The sequence below is a fragment of the Acinetobacter corruptisaponis genome, from assembly GCF_030053775.1.
Lineage (GTDB): Bacteria > Pseudomonadota > Gammaproteobacteria > Pseudomonadales > Moraxellaceae > Acinetobacter > Acinetobacter corruptisaponis.
Genome location: NZ_CP125669.1, coordinates 2,177,534 through 2,193,633, shown reverse-complemented (window position 1 = coordinate 2,193,633; position 16,100 = coordinate 2,177,534). Strand labels below are relative to the sequence as shown.

Genomic DNA, 16,100 nt, shown 5'->3' with positions numbered 1-16,100 from the left:
GAAATTTATTATTATAATTATTTGTTTTATATTGTTTTAATATGGATTTCTATTTAGTTTTAATTAGCTTTCATGGTGCCTCAAGGGAATATGGTTGACCAGATCAGTCTTTTTTATTGTCGACAATCCTATTGCAATTTTTCTTATATCTCGTTATAAAATCATAAAAATGGTAGAGATTGTCGACAATATGCAAGATACCCTTGTTCCACAAGCCATCAGCACAAGTCAGGGAATGACCTTGACGGAACACGTATTCAAGCAAATTCAATCGGCAATCGTACTTGGACAGATTCCCGCAGGTAGCAAGATTTCAGAACCTGAGTTGGCACGGATTTATGGTATTAGTCGTGGTCCACTACGGGAAGCGATTCATCGTCTGGAAGGGCAGAAGCTGGTTGAACGTACTGCCCATGTCGGTGCTAGGGTGGTTTCGCTTTCATTACAACAGTTTAAAGAGTTGTACCAGATTCGGGCTTCATTAGAGGGTCTGGCCTGTAAATTGGCGGCACAGCATATTGATAAAAAACAAATTCTAGCCTTGCGTGACGTGTTGCGCATGCATGCCGAAGATGAAAATTTTAAAGCAGGTAAGGGTTATTACCTACAAGAAGGTCAAGACGATTTCCATTACTGCATTATTAAAAGTAGTGGCAACAAAACCTTAGAAAAAATGTTATGTGATGAGCTGTATCACCTCATCCGTATGTATCGAATCCAGTTTTCAAATACCCCTGATCGTCCAAGTAAGGCTTGGGACGAACATATCCGCATTTTAGATGCGATTGCTGATGGTGACGGTGAACTCGCCGAAATGCTGATGCATCGTCATATCAATGCATCCTACAAAATTGTTGAGCAAACATTGCTGCACACTCAAGGAGAATATCAACATGGCTAAATCTGCTGGTCAGCTATTCCGCGACGCGGTCGCAAATGAAAAACCATTACAGGTGGTGGGGGCGATCAATGCCAACCATGCGTTATTGGCAAAACGTGCGGGCTATAAAGCGATCTATTTGTCAGGTGGTGGGGTTGCTGCAGGTTCGTTGGGGTTGCCTGATTTGGGCATTAGTAACCTTGATGATGTGTTGACTGATGTACGCCGTATTACTGATGTCTGTGACTTACCCTTATTGGTTGATGTGGATACAGGTTTTGGTGCGTCAGCATTCAATATTGCACGTACCACTAAATCAATGATTAAGTTTGGTGCTGCTGCGATGCACATCGAAGATCAGGTTGGAGCAAAGCGTTGTGGCCACCGTCCGAATAAAGCCATCGTAACACAACAAGAAATGGTAGATCGTATTAAAGCGGCAGTCGATGCGCGTACCGATGAAAACTTTGTGATCATGGCGCGTACCGATGCACTTGCGGTTGAGGGTTTACAGGCTGCCATTGACCGTGCGGGTGCATACATTGAAGCGGGTGCAGATATGCTGTTCCCTGAAGCAATCACTGAATTGGCAATGTATAAGCAATTTGCTGACCTGACCAAAGTTCCAGTTTTAGCAAACATCACAGAATTTGGTTCTACGCCATTATTTACCACTGAAGAACTCGCTTCTGCTGATGTGAGCATTGCGTTGTACCCACTTTCAGCATTCCGCGCGATGAACAAAGCAGCGGAAAATGTGTATGTGACTTTACGTCAGGAAGGCACACAAAAGAACCTTGTTGACACCATGCAAACCCGTCAGGAATTGTATGAGCGTATTAATTATCATGCGTTTGAACAATATCTTGATGCATCGTTTGAAAAAAATAAATAACCCAACTTAATAGATAGAAAAGGACAATCTTATGAGCTCTAATGAAACACCAGTAGGCTTTAAGCCAAAGAAATCGGTTGCACTCAGTGGTCAAGTTGCAGGGAACACTGCATTATGTACCGTTGGGCGTAGTGGTAATGACTTACACTATCGTGGTTATGACATTCTTGATCTTGCAGTCGGCAGTGAGTTTGAAGAAGTCGCTCACTTACTTGTACATGGCAAACTCCCAAATAAAGCTGAACTCAAAGCCTATAAAGCTAAACTTAAAGCGCTTCGTGGTTTGCCAGCAGCATTGAAAACCGCACTTGAACAACTTCCACCATCTGCGCACCCAATGGATGTGATGCGTACTGGTGTATCAGTTCTCGGTTGTTTAACCCCAGAACATGAAGACCATAATGAGGCAGGTGCAAAAGATATTGCTGATAAATTGATGGCAAGCTTAGGTTCAATGTTGTTGTATTGGTATCACTTTAGCAACAATGGTCGTCGTATCGAAGTTGAAACCAATGATGATTCGATTGCTGCACATTTCCTCCATTTACTTCATGGTGAAGTACCATCTGAAGAATGGATTCAAGCAATGCATACCTCTTTGATTCTGTATGCAGAGCATGAGTTCAACGCGTCTACATTTACTTCTCGTGTTGTGGCAGGTACAGGTTCAGATATGTACTCAGCCATCACTGGCGGTATCGGTGCACTGCGTGGTCCAAAGCATGGTGGCGCAAACGAAGTTGCATTCGTGATTCAACAACGTTATGACAATGCCGATGAAGCAGAAGCCGACATCCGTAGCCGTGTTGAGAAAAAAGAAGTGATCATCGGTTTTGGTCACCCTGTTTATACCATCTCTGATCCACGTAACGAAGTGATCAAGAAAGTGGCACGTGATCTTGCCGAAGCGCAAGAAAATACCAAGATGTACTTGATCGCTGAGCGTTTAGAAGCAGTGATGAAAGAAGTGAAGAATATGTTCCCGAACCTTGACTGGTTCAGTGCGGTGAGCTATCACTTGATGGGTGTTCCAACAGCAATGTTCACCCCATTATTTGTGATTGCACGTACAGCAGGTTGGTCAGCACACGTAATTGAACAACGTCAGGACGGTAAGATCATTCGTCCAAGCGCGAACTATACTGGCCCTGAAAACTTAGAATTCAAACCATTGGCGGAGCGTGGTTAATGACAAATCAATACCGTAAACCGCTGCCAAATTATAATGGCAATACCCAGCTCGAATACTATGACGTGCGTCAAGCCGTTGAAGATATTCAGCCAGGCGCATATGCAACTTTACCATACACCTCTAAAGTGTTGGCTGAGCAGCTTGTGCGTAAAGCTGATGCAGAAAACTTAACCGACTATTTAAAGCAACTGATCGAACGCCGTCAGGACATGGATTTTCCTTGGTACCCTGCACGTGTGGTGTGTCACGACATCTTGGGTCAAACGGCATTGGTTGACCTTGCTGGCCTACGTGATGCGATTGCCGATAAAGGCGGCGACCCATCTAAAGTCAATCCTGTTGTGCCGACTCAATTGATCGTAGACCACTCATTGGCAGTGGAATATGGCGGTTTTGACCCTGATGCGTTTGAGAAAAACCGTGCAGTGGAAGATCGCCGTAATGAAGACCGTTTCCACTTTATTGAGTGGACCAAGACCGCATTTAAAAATGTTGACGTGATCCCTGCGGGCAACGGCATCATGCATCAGATCAACTTGGAGAAAATGTCTCCAGTGATTCAAAACCGTGATGGCTTGGCGTTCCCTGATACCTGTGTTGGTACAGATTCACATACCCCCCATACCGATGCGCTTGGCGTGATTTCTGTGGGTGTAGGTGGTTTAGAAGCTGAAAACGTCATGCTTGGTCGTGCATCCTGGATGCGCCTGCCAGACATTATCGGTGTTGAGCTAGTGGGTCAGCGTCAAGCAGGCATTACTGCAACCGATATCGTACTGGCTTTAACCGAGTTCTTGCGTAAAGAGCGTGTGGTTGGTGCATATTTAGAGTTTTTTGGCGAGGGTGCGGACAGCATGTCTGTGGGTGACCGTGCTACGATTTCTAATATGACCCCTGAATATGGTGCAACCGCTGCCATGTTCTATATCGACCAAAACACCATTGACTATTTACGCCTCACAGGTCGTGAAGATGCACAAGTGGCATTGGTTGAGCAATACGCGAAAGAAATCGGTCTTTGGGCATCTGATATGATCAAGGCTGAGTACCCACGTGTACTACGTTTCGATCTTTCAACTGTAACCCGTAATATTGCTGGCCCATCAAACCCACATGCACGTGTATCTACGGCTGATTTGGCGGCAAAAGGTATTGCAGGAAATTTAGAAGCGGCTAAAGCACAAGAAGCAGAAGGCTTAATGCCTGATGGTGCGATCATTATCGCGGCGATTACATCTTGTACCAATACCTCAAACCCACGTAATACCGTTGCGGCAGGTTTATTGGCACGTAAAGCCAATGAACTTGGTTTAGTGCGTAAACCTTGGGTGAAATCGTCTTTTGCACCTGGTTCTAAAGCGGCTGCATTGTATCTTGAAGAAGCTGGCGTACTGAAAGACCTAGAGAAACTTGGTTTTGGTATCGTGGCGTATGCATGTACTACCTGTAACGGTATGTCAGGTGCGCTTGATCCAGTGATTCAACAAGAAATTATTGATCGTGACTTGTATGCGACTGCAGTACTTTCAGGTAACCGTAACTTTGATGGCCGTATCCATCCATATGCAAAACAGGCGTTCTTGGCATCGCCTCCGTTGGTTGTGGCTTATGCGATTGCAGGAACCATTCGTTTTGACATCGAAAAAGATGCACTCGGTACAGATAAAGATGGTAATCCAATTTACCTGAAAGACATCTGGCCATCTGATGCTGAAATTGATGCGCTGGTAAAAGAAGCGGTGAAGCCTGAACAATTCCGTAAAGTCTATATTCCAATGTTTGATTTGGGTGTGACGGAAGAAGCTGAAAGCCCATTGTATGATTGGCGTCCAATGAGTACCTACATCCGCCGCCCGCCATATTGGGAAGGGGCATTGGCTGCACCGCGTACCTTAGCCAACATGCGTCCGCTTGCGATTTTGGGTGACAACATTACCACTGACCATTTATCACCATCCAATGCAATTATGATGGATTCGGCTGCGGGTGAATACCTACACAAAATGGGTGTACCTGAAGAAGACTTCAACTCATATGCAACGCACCGTGGCGATCATTTGACTGCACAACGTGCAACATTTGCCAACCCGAAATTGTTTAATGAAATGGTGGTTCGTTCAGACGGCACTATTAAACAAGGTTCAAAAGCGCGTGTAGAGCCAGAAGGCGAAGTGATGCGTATGTGGGAAGCGATTGAAACCTACATGAACCGTAAGCAACCATTAATCATTGTGGCAGGTGCGGATTATGGTCAGGGTTCAAGTCGTGACTGGGCTGCTAAAGGTGTTCGTCTTGCAGGTGTGGAAGCGATCGTGGCTGAAGGTTTTGAGCGTATTCACCGTACTAACTTGGTGGGTATGGGTGTTTTACCGCTTGAGTTTAAAGCTGGTGTGAACCGTAAAACATTAGGTTTAGATGGTACTGAGTTGTATAGCGTGATTGGTAATATTGCACCGCGTTCGACTCTAACTTTAGTGATTGAGCGTGCTACAGTGGATGGTAAGGAAGAGATTCTTGAAGTGCCTGTCACTTGCCGCCTAGATACAGAAGAAGAAGTGTCTGTGTATGAAGCGGGTGGGGTATTACAACGCTTTGCGCAGGATTTTTTGGAAGGTCAAGTGGCGTAAAATATTGTATTTTTTGAAAAATCCCTCTATTCTTTTAGAGGGATTTTTTTATGAAAAAAATATATGATTACAAGTCTTTCGCTTGAGAATTTTAAATCTTTTAAAAGTCTAGATAATTTAAAAATAAAGCCATTAACTATATTATTAGGACGTAATAGTTGTGGTAAGTCTTCAATAATTCAGAGTCTACTACTTTTAAAACAGACAATTAGTGAAGAAAATGATTCAGAACTTAATGTTGAAGGTAAATATCTAAAGTTTAGTAGTTTAAAAGATATTAGTTATGGAGTTCCTAAGATTAACCAAGCAGCTATTTCTTATAGAATTGGTATTGAGAAAAGTGGCGAATTAGCTAATATTGATCTTGAGTTTAAGAATAAAAAATATGAAGACTCATATATTCCAAAGTTAAGTAAATTTATTTATTCGAATAATAAAATTGAAATTGACTTTAAAAAAATTAGTCATAATGTTTTGTCGAAAAATATGAAGAATATTCTTTCTGATGTAAAGAAAAATAAAAAATTTAAGGACATTAAAACAAATGGTAAGTTGGAAGCATTATTTAAAAACTTTATGCCGATCAATATTAGATTGAAAGATCATCAAGGTTTTGTATTTCCTATATATTTTGCATTTGATGAAATTTTTTTGGATACTTTTTATCAAGATTTAAGAAAAATAAAATATTTAAGTCCTATTAGAGCCAATCCAGAAAGAATTTATATCCACTATTCTAACAATGCTTTAGATATCAATGAAAATGGAGCCAATAGTGCTCATGTATTATGGTCAAAGAAAAATGAAATAGTAGAATTTAATAATGAAAAATTGAAACTACTAGATGCTCTACATAGTTGTATAGCAATATTGGGATTAGGACAAGAGATTTCTTCTGAAAAAATTAGTGAAATGGTTTATCAAATTGGATTGAAAATAAAGGATTCTAATGCAGCAGTATCACTAGCTGACGTAGGGTTCGGTTATTCACAAGTATTACCAGTTATTTTATTAGGGTTGCTGAATAATAATGATAATTTATTATTGATAGAACAACCAGAAATACATTTGCATCCATCCAGTGCATCAAAATTAGCAGATTTATTTTTAATGTTTATTAAAGGGAAGAAGAAATTTATTATTGAGACACATAGTCAGGAATTGATTAATAAGCTTAGATTGCGAGTAATTGAAAACCCATTACTAAAAGAATATATTAATATTGTTTTTATTGATCAGGATGAGAATGGTACGCAAATTAAGCAATTTGAAATTGATGAGACAGGTATGTTTCCTGAATGGCCTAGAGGTTTTTTAGATGAATCTGAGAATATTGCTAGAGAAATTTTAAAAGCTAGGGTGAAATCAAGAAATGCCTGATATTACATTATGTCCACATTATTTGGTTGATTATCCTTACAAAGATGCTATTCAAATTGAAGATAATATAATAAATAGCTTAGTAAGAATATTTGAAACTATAAATAATGAAAAAGATATTCAATTAATTATTTCAGAAAAAATATATGAGTTACATCAAAACAATTATCCATGGAATCTATATGAAGATGAAAAGTGGTCAGGGGTCTTAAATTTATGGAGTAGCGCCATAGTACCTGAGTTAGGTCGAGCTAAAATTCTATCTCATTCAAATAATAGTGAAAATATATTAGATAAACCCTGTAGATTTTTATTAGATTCAACACAACTAATCTTTCAGGATTTTTTAAAAGATTTTGGTAAATATAAGATAGCTAGAGTCAAACATGAAGAAGCTATATTTACTCATGAAAATTGTTGTTATCCAATAGATTATAAGGGTTACCTAATCTTAAATGAAAAGCTATCTAATGTTGGAATTTTACTGAATCCATGGCTAAGGGTTTATCCTGCAAATATTCCATTGCCAACTTCTGGTCATTATAAGTTTATACCACCAAATACATGGTGTAATTCACTTAATCCAATTCGTCACCATAAAGCTCCTTATGGATTTATAGATCATAAAGGACATATATGGAAAATGGATACATTACATAGAGATCATTGGGATGTGCAACTAAGTTCTGAAAGTTCAAGAGGAAATTATCTTAATGTGACTCCTGAAGGAAAAATATTAGAGAGAAAATAACTCTATAATTAACCCAAGAGCCACCACCATTCGTCAGAAAGGACAATCTTTAATCTATGTTATCACGCTATAGTATATGTACCATTTCTAAAATCTATGGAGAACAAAAATGGTCATAGCTGGCGAAAAACCTGGTATCGGCTTTTATTTTTGTGTCCAATGCGGACACCGCACCTATTTAGAAATTGGTACTGATCGTTTACCTCCGTGTACCAAATGCCTTGGCAATCAATTCAACAGTAAGAATGCCTAAGCCGCAAAATACCAAATAGTTACCCACTGTTTGAATAAAAGCCCTGTCACTCGATAGGGCTTTTTTGTTACCTTAAAATATGAAATAACAAGAAATACGCCTCAAGGAAAAATAAGGAAAACCCAGATGGAAACAATATTAGGACTTTGTATCGGCGTAGGATTAAGTGCAGCCTGTGGTTTTCGAGTCTTTGTTCCTTTGTTGGTGATGAGTATCGCAACTCTCATGGGATGGTATGAACCAGCAAAAGGTTTTGAATGGTTGGCATTGCCCGCCGTGTGTGCTGCGCTTGGCTTTGCCACTCTCTGTGAAATCGCTGCCTACTATGTGCCTTGGGTTGATAATCTTTTGGATACCATCGCCACGCCTGCGGCAGTGGTTGCTGGAACACTGACCACAATGGCGGTCAGTAGCGGGGAAATGTCTCAGTTCGCCACATTGGCGGCTGCGATTATTGTCGGTGGTGGAACGGCAGGCGTGGTGCAAATGAGTACCGTTGCGGCACGTGGTGTCTCAACTGCAACCACAGGTGGACTCGGTAATTTTGTAATCGCAACAGGTGAGTTGATTGGCTCGGTCTTGTTGTCGATTTTGGCATTTATTATGCCTGTGCTGATTACGGTGTTGGTGATTGTTTTAGTGATTGTGGTCGCACGTTGGGTACAGAAAAAAAGACAAAATAATCTTGATCAGTCAGCTTACTAAAGAAAAAGGTTGAACATGGACTCAGATAACCTAAGAAACATCATACAGAATTCATTTAATCAAGCTGTTCAATATTGTGATGCTTCTGAGTTGGAAAAACTTGACTGTGAAGACCGATTGCGTAATGCAAATCGTAGTCGGGTATGGATTGAAACCTTGGCAAAATCGTTGCTGAAAGCCTCTCAATTAGAAATTTCAATAGAAAAATATCAAGCGTTTTATCGCAAGAATCGAAAAAATGATCATCAGGTTGATAACAATGCACAGATGTTCGGCTTAACTGAATTTCTGTTTGATATTGTGATTGCGGAAATGGTCGAGTTTGATACAGCCAGTAAAAAGAGGAATATCAAGTCAAAATATACAAAGCTTCAGGTGATCCGAAAAGCAGTCTGGATTATCGAATGTGAGTTTCAGCGTAAAGATTCAAGAGCGTTATTGCTTGATATGAACAAGCTGGTTTTAGGGCGGGCTGAGCATAAGCTGTTTATTATGAGCCAGGATGAAAGCGAAACCCAGGATTGGGCAATTGAAACTTTTAATGTGCTTTCAAAAGATGATGATGCGAAGATTTTTCTGGCACGGATACCGCATCCTTGTGATTGGGGCAAACAACACAATAAAGTTGAAGTATTTGAAATCCCTTATATAAAAGAGAAAAATACCAATAAGGTTGACCAGAGTACAAAGATATTGCCTCAAGTGATTTGAAACAATAAGATTGAAATTTAACAGTTTTATGTAGTGAAGTTAAATTGTCCAGTTTAGTCCATAAGGGAAACAGATTTTTAGGGTTCAATATCATGAATGGATATATTGACCATCGAAAAACTGTTTAAAACAGAGTAAATTACCATCACTTTTTGATTTTGCGTTTCAATCTATGGCAATCACCTGGATTCTATTCACTCTCATGGCCGCTTTCATGCAGGCATGGCGTAACGCATTTCAAAAACAACTCAGTACCACAGTTGATGTCTATGGAACGACGCTGGCTCGATTTCTATTTTCGCCCATCTTTGCCTTTGGCTATCTGGCGTTTCTCTATCTGCACCAACCTGTCACAGCGCAGATTCATTTCTCCCATAAATTCTGGTTCTATGTGGTAATTGCAGGCACTAGCCAGATTTATGCCACAGCATTAATGGTCAAGTTGTTTCAGCAGAAGAACTATGCGATTGGCGTTGGGCTGGCTAAAAGTGAAGCCATTCTGGCGGCTTTAGTTGGTATTTTGTTCCTACAGGAACACTTAACCGCCTGGGGCTGGGTCGGCGTATTGATTGGTGCTGTGGCGGTCTTTCTACTGAGTAAAGGCCGTCAACACACCGAACTTCCATTTAAAACCTTGATGATTGGTTTAGGGAGTGGATTATGCTTTGCCATCACTTCATTACTGGTGAGGGAAGCCAGTCTGGAGCTGACCATGTTGCCATTCCTGCATCGTGCAGGATGGGTGCTTTGTAGCCTGATCAGCTTTCAGTGCATTGTACTTTTACTCTATCTGGGGATTTTTAGCCGAAAGACACTTTATAAAATGTGGCAGCGTCTTGGCCTAACCTTACGTGTGAGTATCTGTAGCTTTCTCGCTTCAGTCGGCTGGTTTAGTGCCATGAGTATGCAAACGGTGGCAATTGTCAAAACTTTGGGACAGGTGGAAATTCTATTTAGCCTACTGATCTCGGCCTTTTTCTTTAAGGAAAAACTCGCCAAAACTGATCATTTGGGTTTGTGGCTGGTGATTGTGGCAGCGATTATGGTGATTTGGGCTTAAATCTGTTTTTTAAATGAAAAAATACACAGATAAAATAGGATATATCGGAAGATAAGTGGCAAATCTATACTCTATTTGGAAAATAATTCCAATTATAAAACTGGATACGCAAAATTATTTCATGACTGGCTAAAAATAGTAATTTTTAGGAAAACAATCCCACAGCAATCTGCCTAAACTATGTCTCAAGGGTGTGAAAGGGATCGAAAAGAGTAGCATGCACCGAAGCTTATAAAGCAAGTGTGTACTTACCCAAAAGGTCTCGATTCGGCTTAGGACGCTATAGATCAAAAGTTTATAGGCAGAGGTTATAACTTACAAAGTTATAGGTGTTGAAGTAAACAACATGTTTTCCCTTGATACCCTGAAAAATTTAATGAAATAGAATATGACCAATCAGACTTAAATAATAAAAACCACATCAATAAAATCTAATATAAATGTGAGGTTAATCCGTAAAGCTTTGCTATTTTGAATATAAGTCGATGTTTTTATATTAAAAAACAAAATGATATAATTGGAACAATAGGTAAAACCAAAAGATGATCACAGGAAATAGGTCAGAACAATAATGAATGAGTTTGAGCTTAAAATACGCTATCCACATCATGTCAACCGAAATGAAATCGATCATTTGGGTGCATTTGATTTAGCGACTATTTTAACGAAATTTGACGAAATGGCATGGCGTCAGCAACTTGTTCGTCAACTACAGCTCAATGGATCAGATACCAGCTTTATTGTCACTGATGGCTATTCGGGACAAACGCTCTCGATTACGCTGGATGCCTTTGCCAAGTCGCAACAGCTTGAATTTAAGCTGGAGAGTGACATTCCCGTAATCATCCCCAAAAAAGATGTGTTTGGATTGGTAACACGCAAAACCAAGGATATGGTTTCATTCAGGCAACTGAGTCTGGCACGGGCAAAAGACTACCTGATTGCTTTTCTTAATCGTGAAATTGCGACACTGGAAGAGATGTATAAAGAGAATTTAGCCAAGAGCATTAAAAATTCCTAATTGTTCTTAAACCATCAAGCTTAAGGACTCTTGCTAAACCCCTTGGCAGAACTATAATCTTTGCCAATTTGCGTTTATTCAGGCTGCCTGTTGCCCATGCCCTTAAATAACGACTTTATCTATATGCCACCACAGGAACCGCTTGAAATCATATATGAAGATGAAGATCTGGTGGTGGTCAATAAGCCTGCTGGATTATTGTCGGTAATGGGACGTTTACCTGAACATCAGGACAGTGCCTACTTGCGGATTTTGGAAAAATTTCCAACAGCTAAAGTCACTCATCGCCTGGATATGGCCACCTCTGGCTTGTTGATGTTTGCCAAACACCGCGATGCTGAGGTTGTGGTCAGCAAGATGTTTCAGGCACGTACAGTAAAAAAATACTATATTGCCTTGGTACAGGGACAGATTCAGGCTGAGGGAAGCGTCGAAGTTCCCTTGATAACTGACTGGGAAAATCGTCCGCGTCAAATGGTACATTTTGAACTGGGTAAACAGGCCAAAACCCTGTTTCAGCTGATGGAATATGATGCGGAAACAGATCAAAGTCGAGTCCGTCTGGAACCTGTTACAGGACGGTCACATCAACTCCGCGTCCATATGATGCATATTGGTCATCCGATTATGGGAGATAAACTCTATCATCCTGATCCAGCCAGGTTTCATTTAAAACGCATGGCTTTACATGCGGCATATTTGGCATTCCAGCATCCCTTGAAAATGCATGATATTGAACTATATTCAGATGTGAAGTTCTAACATTATGAATGTAAAAGAAATATATTCGATCCAGCAAGTAAGATGGATGGCATTACAAAAATCACAACAAGATCAGTTAAAGCTACTTTTACTAGAGTCAGACCCAAGTTGGGAGCAGGTTTCCACTTATCTATCACAGGCAAATATCTTTATTCTCTTGAATCACCAAGACAATATCATTGCCCAACTCTGCCTATTACAAAATAATGATCGGGCCGAGATTAAGAATCTGGCTGTAGATCAAAAACATCAAAAGCAGGGCTTTGCTAAGGTATTAATTCAGCAGGTTATTGAGAATGCCAAACACCTTAAAACCAAAAATTTGTGGGTGAAAACAGGCAACTCCAGTCTTGATCAGTTGGCACTTTACCAGAAATGTGGTTTTCGTATGTCACATATCGAGCGTGATGCCTTTAAAGGCTACCCTAAGCCAATCTATGAAAATGGGATTCGCTGTCTTGACCAAGTGGTGCTTTATATTGTCTTTGGTTGAGTTATACCTATAGGTAATTTCTTAACTACAATAATTATATTAACGTGTCTAAAAACTGACATAAAAATAGGTTAATCTATAGCCAAATTATCAATTTAAAACATAACAAAGGATACTGATATGACACGTGACTATGACCAATTTCCAGATAATGATAATGGCAATGTACTGTGGCAAATGGTTGAGGATGGTAATGACCTGAGTGAACCACATGAGGTTGAATTCTCGATTGTTTTTGAAAAACAGGAACAGGCTGAAAAATGTGCCTTGCATCTTTTGCACCAAGAGCAAAAAATTTCACTCTATCAGGAAGAACAGCACTCAGATGGTTCGGACCTGTGGGTGCTGAATATCCATGTCAATATGATTCCTGAATATGCAGATATTGAAGACTTGGAAGAATGGATCATACGTATCGCCCAAGAGTTTGATGGTGAATATGATGGTTGGGGGTGTATGAGTTATATTTACGATAAAGATGAGTAAAATTAATTATGTGAATTGTTGTTGAATTAACAAATAAATACATTCTTTTCATTCCCTGCTATAGGGTGGGGAATTGATTTTTAAATTTATAACCCATTGAAATGTAGTTGTTTAAAAAAATTTTGTGATCGGGTATTCTACTATACTAGTTTAATACGTGTTGTATTCGTATCATTTTTTAATAGATGAACTTTCTTGTAATGTGTGATATTGAACATTTTGAAACTTTAAATTATTAAAAAAATACTTTAAGCTTCGCTTGCAAATATTATAAGGCATATTGAACAAAGTATGCGCCTCAGGGGGGAAGATGGATGAGCAATCGACCAGTTTAAGGGCACTACCACGGCTTAAGTCCCGTGGTGGACTAAAGGTGATGTATGCTGCAATTCGTGCACTTTTCTTGCGTGAACTACAAACACGTTTTGGTCAGTACCGTCTTGGCTACTTTTGGATACTCTTAGAACCTGCTCTGCATATTGGGTTTATGCTGATATTGTTTGGAAGTATAAGTTCTCGTACAACGCCTGGCATAGATTATGAAGTTTTTCTGGTCAATGGCATTCTGCCATTTTTTATGTTTAGACAAATTTCGACACAATCTTTAAATGCTATATCAGCGAATAAAGGACTATTTAGTTATAAACCTGTAAAACCAATTGATGCCTTGCTCGCCCGTAGTTTCCTGGAACTTCTATTGCATTTTACAGCCTATCTATTTTTTAGTCTGGTCTTACTTTGGTTTGGATATCACATCAGTATTGATGCTATTCCTCAATTATTGGGATATTGGTTCTTACTCTTTATCTTAACCACCAGTATGGGGCTGATTTTCCTAGTGGTTGGTGATATCTCACCAGAAATTAATAAGTTTATCTCTACATTCTTTTTTATTTTATATTTATTATCAGGCGTTATTTATACAATTCATGTCATTCCAGTCGAATATCAGGGGTATTTGCTTTGGAATCCATTAATACATATTTTTGAATTGATGCGTCATGCTGTTGCTCCGAATTATCCTCTTGTTTCAGGTGTTTCTCTAGGGTATGTCATGATATGGCTCTTGGGGTCATTGCTATTAGGCTTATTACTTTATACCCGATTTGAGCAACGTATGGTGAAGTCAAAATGATAGAACTTCGTGGCTTAACTAAATCCTATGTCACTCCGAAAGGGCGACATTATGTCTTCAAGGATCTAAATGCAATTTTACCTGAAAATAAAAGTATTGCGATTCTTGGGAAAAATGGTGCAGGTAAAAGTACCTTATTAAGAATTATAGGTGGCATAGATTTTGCTGATAGTGGTAAGGTCATTACCAATAAAACCATTTCATGGCCAGTAGCATTGTCTGGTGGTTTTCAAGGAAGTTTAACAGCTCGGCAAAATGTACGTTTTGTTGCAAGGCTCTATCTTAGTAGTGAGGATGAAGTTGATCAGGTGATTGATTTCGTTGAGTCATTTGCAGATATTGGAAAGTATTTCGATATGCCAATCAAGAGCTATTCATCTGGTATGCGCGGGCGAATTGGTTTTGGGCTCAGTATGGCATTTAATTTTGACTATTATTTGCTGGATGAGGCAGGGGCCGTTGGTGATGCCAATTTCAGGAAAAAAAGTCAGGCTTTACTGGATGAATTAAAGCAGAAATCAAACATCATTATGGTATCTCACGATTTAAATGATTTAACGCGGAATTGTGACGTGGCTTTTTTAATGCGTGATGGTCAAGCTGAATATTTTGAAGATGTTGCACAAGCAATAGAGGTATATAAAGCATATGCGGTCAATAACAAATAAAGGCTTGGCAATTAGCTATATTGTCATCGTCATTTTACCTCTATTACTGATTATTGGGTATCTTTGCTTTTTTGCTCAGGAACGCTTTGTATCCCAATCTACTTTGTTGGTTAAACAAGTGGGCGAGGTTTCAGATGTGTCTGCCTCAAGTGGATTAAGTACACTTTTAGGGGTCAGTAATACCAGTAGCGAAGACGCGCATATCTTGACTGCGTATATCAATTCACGAAATATGGTTGAACAGCTTGATAAGAAGTTGAGTTTGCGTAAAGCATTTATTGCACATAATGATCCAGTTTTTGGATTAAACTCAGATGCCTCCGTTGAGGATTTAGTCAAATATTTTAATCAAAGAGTCAAAGTTGACTTGGATGAAAAAACCATGATGATGACCATATCGTCTCAGGGTTTTACTCCAAATTTTGCATTGCTGCTTAATCAGGAAATTTTAAAAAGCAGTGAAACTTTTATTAATGGCTTGTCTCAACAAATCGCTGAAGAACAGCTTAAGTTCGCGGAAAATCAACTCAACGATTCTAAAAAACAATTAGCTGATGCCCGAGATACCTTACTTGAGTATCAAAATAATAATCAAATGTATGATCCACAGGCACAGGCACAGGCTATTGCCACGTTGGTCGCAGGCTTGGAGTCAAATCTGGCCCAACTCCGTACTGAAGAGAGAACTTTATTAAGTTATCTTAATCCAGAAGCACCACAAGTGGTTGCAATACGTAGCCAAATAGAGTCAGTACAAAAACAGGTCAATGATGAAAAGGCAAAGTTGACATCACCGAATACCAGCAAGCTCAATAAGAGTGTGGCTGATTTTGAAGCCCTTAAAGCCAATGTTGAGTTTTCAACCGATCTTTATAAGCTGTCTTTGGCTTCACTTGAGAAAGCCCGTTTGGAAGCATCACGTAAATTAAAGAAACTGGTTGTGATCTCTACACCAGAATTGGCACAAGATGCACTCTATCCACGTACGTTATATTTGATTGCCACATATTTCCTAGTATTAAATATTTTATTTGGAATCGCCATGTTGATTTATTCAATTATTCGTGAGCATAAGGAGTAA

17 protein-coding genes are annotated in these 16,100 nt (G+C 39.5%); all 17 read left to right on the top strand.

Translation table 11 applies throughout. The features are described 5' to 3' along the window. Positions 1 to 190: 190 nt before the first annotated feature. The 17 genes from QLH32_RS10415 (at position 191) to QLH32_RS10335 (ending at position 16,100) form a co-directional block, all read left to right on the top strand. Positions 191 to 901 carry a GntR family transcriptional regulator gene (locus QLH32_RS10415; protein WP_283266170.1) on the top strand — a complete coding sequence of 237 codons (711 nt, stop codon included), beginning with the start codon at positions 191 to 193 and terminating at the stop codon, positions 899 to 901. Beyond that, entirely contained in the window at positions 894 to 1,775 is an 882-nt protein-coding gene (gene prpB / locus QLH32_RS10410; RefSeq protein WP_283266169.1) for a methylisocitrate lyase, read from the top strand. The genes QLH32_RS10415 and prpB overlap by 8 nt, the downstream gene beginning before the upstream one ends. Positions 1,776 to 1,806: 31 nt before the next feature. Next, a complete protein-coding gene (prpC, locus tag QLH32_RS10405; protein ID WP_283266168.1) occupies positions 1,807 to 2,964 on the top strand; it encodes a bifunctional 2-methylcitrate synthase/citrate synthase in 1,158 nt (385 codons plus the stop codon). After that, positions 2,964 to 5,594, top strand: coding sequence for a Fe/S-dependent 2-methylisocitrate dehydratase AcnD (gene acnD, locus QLH32_RS10400; protein ID WP_283266167.1), 2,631 nt, complete (start codon positions 2,964 to 2,966; stop codon positions 5,592 to 5,594). The genes prpC and acnD overlap by 1 nt, the downstream gene beginning before the upstream one ends. Positions 5,595 to 5,657: 63 nt before the next feature. Beyond that, on the top strand, positions 5,658 to 6,974 hold the full coding sequence (locus QLH32_RS10395) for an AAA family ATPase (RefSeq protein ID WP_283266166.1): 1,317 nt from the start codon (positions 5,658 to 5,660) through the stop codon (positions 6,972 to 6,974). Then, positions 6,967 to 7,725: a hypothetical protein gene (locus tag QLH32_RS10390; RefSeq protein WP_283266165.1), complete on the top strand. Its 759-nt coding sequence runs from the start codon at positions 6,967 to 6,969 to the stop codon at positions 7,723 to 7,725. Before QLH32_RS10395 ends, QLH32_RS10390 begins: the two co-directional genes overlap by 8 nt. A 109-nt stretch (positions 7,726 to 7,834) precedes the next feature. Continuing rightward, positions 7,835 to 7,978 carry a zinc ribbon-containing protein gene (locus tag QLH32_RS10385; RefSeq protein WP_267981847.1) on the top strand — a complete coding sequence of 48 codons (144 nt, stop codon included), beginning with the start codon at positions 7,835 to 7,837 and terminating at the stop codon, positions 7,976 to 7,978. 126 nt (positions 7,979 to 8,104) lie between these two features. After that, positions 8,105 to 8,683: a DUF4126 domain-containing protein gene (locus QLH32_RS10380; protein ID WP_283266164.1), complete on the top strand. Its 579-nt coding sequence runs from the start codon at positions 8,105 to 8,107 to the stop codon at positions 8,681 to 8,683. A gap of 15 nt (positions 8,684 to 8,698) precedes the next feature. Next, complete coding sequence (locus tag QLH32_RS10375) at positions 8,699 to 9,394, top strand: hypothetical protein (RefSeq protein WP_283266163.1); 696 nt, start codon at positions 8,699 to 8,701, stop codon at positions 9,392 to 9,394. A 172-nt stretch (positions 9,395 to 9,566) separates the two neighbouring features. Beyond that, entirely contained in the window at positions 9,567 to 10,454 is an 888-nt protein-coding gene (locus QLH32_RS10370; RefSeq protein ID WP_283266162.1) for a DMT family transporter, read from the top strand. Positions 10,455 to 11,025: 571 nt separating this feature from the next. Continuing rightward, positions 11,026 to 11,475: a hypothetical protein gene (locus QLH32_RS10365; RefSeq protein ID WP_283266161.1), complete on the top strand. Its 450-nt coding sequence runs from the start codon at positions 11,026 to 11,028 to the stop codon at positions 11,473 to 11,475. 96 nt (positions 11,476 to 11,571) lie between these two features. Next, the gene (locus tag QLH32_RS10360) at positions 11,572 to 12,237 is read left to right on the top strand and encodes a pseudouridine synthase (RefSeq protein WP_283266160.1); all 666 of its coding nucleotides are present in this window, start codon (positions 11,572 to 11,574) and stop codon (positions 12,235 to 12,237) included. A gap of 19 nt (positions 12,238 to 12,256) precedes the next feature. Continuing rightward, positions 12,257 to 12,730, top strand: coding sequence for a GNAT family N-acetyltransferase (locus QLH32_RS10355; protein WP_283269322.1), 474 nt, complete (start codon positions 12,257 to 12,259; stop codon positions 12,728 to 12,730). A gap of 120 nt (positions 12,731 to 12,850) precedes the next feature. Further along, entirely contained in the window at positions 12,851 to 13,216 is a 366-nt protein-coding gene (locus tag QLH32_RS10350; RefSeq protein ID WP_283266159.1) for a ribonuclease E inhibitor RraB, read from the top strand. A gap of 310 nt (positions 13,217 to 13,526) precedes the next feature. Continuing rightward, positions 13,527 to 14,351 carry an ABC transporter permease gene (locus tag QLH32_RS10345; RefSeq protein WP_279960396.1) on the top strand — a complete coding sequence of 275 codons (825 nt, stop codon included), beginning with the start codon at positions 13,527 to 13,529 and terminating at the stop codon, positions 14,349 to 14,351. After that, positions 14,348 to 15,019, top strand: coding sequence for an ABC transporter ATP-binding protein (locus tag QLH32_RS10340; protein WP_279960395.1), 672 nt, complete (start codon positions 14,348 to 14,350; stop codon positions 15,017 to 15,019). The genes QLH32_RS10345 and QLH32_RS10340 overlap by 4 nt, the downstream gene beginning before the upstream one ends. Beyond that, complete coding sequence (locus QLH32_RS10335) at positions 15,000 to 16,100, top strand: KpsE/RkpR family capsule polysaccharide export protein (RefSeq protein ID WP_283266158.1); 1,101 nt, start codon at positions 15,000 to 15,002, stop codon at positions 16,098 to 16,100. Before QLH32_RS10340 ends, QLH32_RS10335 begins: the two co-directional genes overlap by 20 nt.

What these genes read in the sequence shown, in the direction of transcription:
- QLH32_RS10370 (WP_283266162.1), top strand. Translation starts at nt 9,567, where the DNA reads ATGGCAATCACCTGGATTCTATTCACTCTCATGGCCGCTTTCATGCAG.
- QLH32_RS10385 (WP_267981847.1), top strand. Translation starts at nt 7,835, where the DNA reads ATGGTCATAGCTGGCGAAAAACCTGGTATCGGCTTTTATTTTTGTGTC.
- QLH32_RS10360 (WP_283266160.1), top strand. Translation starts at nt 11,572, where the DNA reads ATGCCCTTAAATAACGACTTTATCTATATGCCACCACAGGAACCGCTT.
- QLH32_RS10345 (WP_279960396.1), top strand. Translation starts at nt 13,527, where the DNA reads ATGGATGAGCAATCGACCAGTTTAAGGGCACTACCACGGCTTAAGTCC.
- QLH32_RS10395 (WP_283266166.1), top strand. Translation starts at nt 5,658, where the DNA reads ATGATTACAAGTCTTTCGCTTGAGAATTTTAAATCTTTTAAAAGTCTA.
- QLH32_RS10350 (WP_283266159.1), top strand. Translation starts at nt 12,851, where the DNA reads ATGACACGTGACTATGACCAATTTCCAGATAATGATAATGGCAATGTA.
- QLH32_RS10380 (WP_283266164.1), top strand. Translation starts at nt 8,105, where the DNA reads ATGGAAACAATATTAGGACTTTGTATCGGCGTAGGATTAAGTGCAGCC.
- QLH32_RS10365 (WP_283266161.1), top strand. Translation starts at nt 11,026, where the DNA reads ATGAATGAGTTTGAGCTTAAAATACGCTATCCACATCATGTCAACCGA.
- QLH32_RS10340 (WP_279960395.1), top strand. Translation starts at nt 14,348, where the DNA reads ATGATAGAACTTCGTGGCTTAACTAAATCCTATGTCACTCCGAAAGGG.
- QLH32_RS10415 (WP_283266170.1), top strand. Translation starts at nt 191, where the DNA reads ATGCAAGATACCCTTGTTCCACAAGCCATCAGCACAAGTCAGGGAATG.
- QLH32_RS10375 (WP_283266163.1), top strand. Translation starts at nt 8,699, where the DNA reads ATGGACTCAGATAACCTAAGAAACATCATACAGAATTCATTTAATCAA.
- prpB (WP_283266169.1), top strand. Translation starts at nt 894, where the DNA reads ATGGCTAAATCTGCTGGTCAGCTATTCCGCGACGCGGTCGCAAATGAA.
- QLH32_RS10390 (WP_283266165.1), top strand. Translation starts at nt 6,967, where the DNA reads ATGCCTGATATTACATTATGTCCACATTATTTGGTTGATTATCCTTAC.
- prpC (WP_283266168.1), top strand. Translation starts at nt 1,807, where the DNA reads ATGAGCTCTAATGAAACACCAGTAGGCTTTAAGCCAAAGAAATCGGTT.
- QLH32_RS10335 (WP_283266158.1), top strand. Translation starts at nt 15,000, where the DNA reads ATGCGGTCAATAACAAATAAAGGCTTGGCAATTAGCTATATTGTCATC.
- acnD (WP_283266167.1), top strand. Translation starts at nt 2,964, where the DNA reads ATGACAAATCAATACCGTAAACCGCTGCCAAATTATAATGGCAATACC.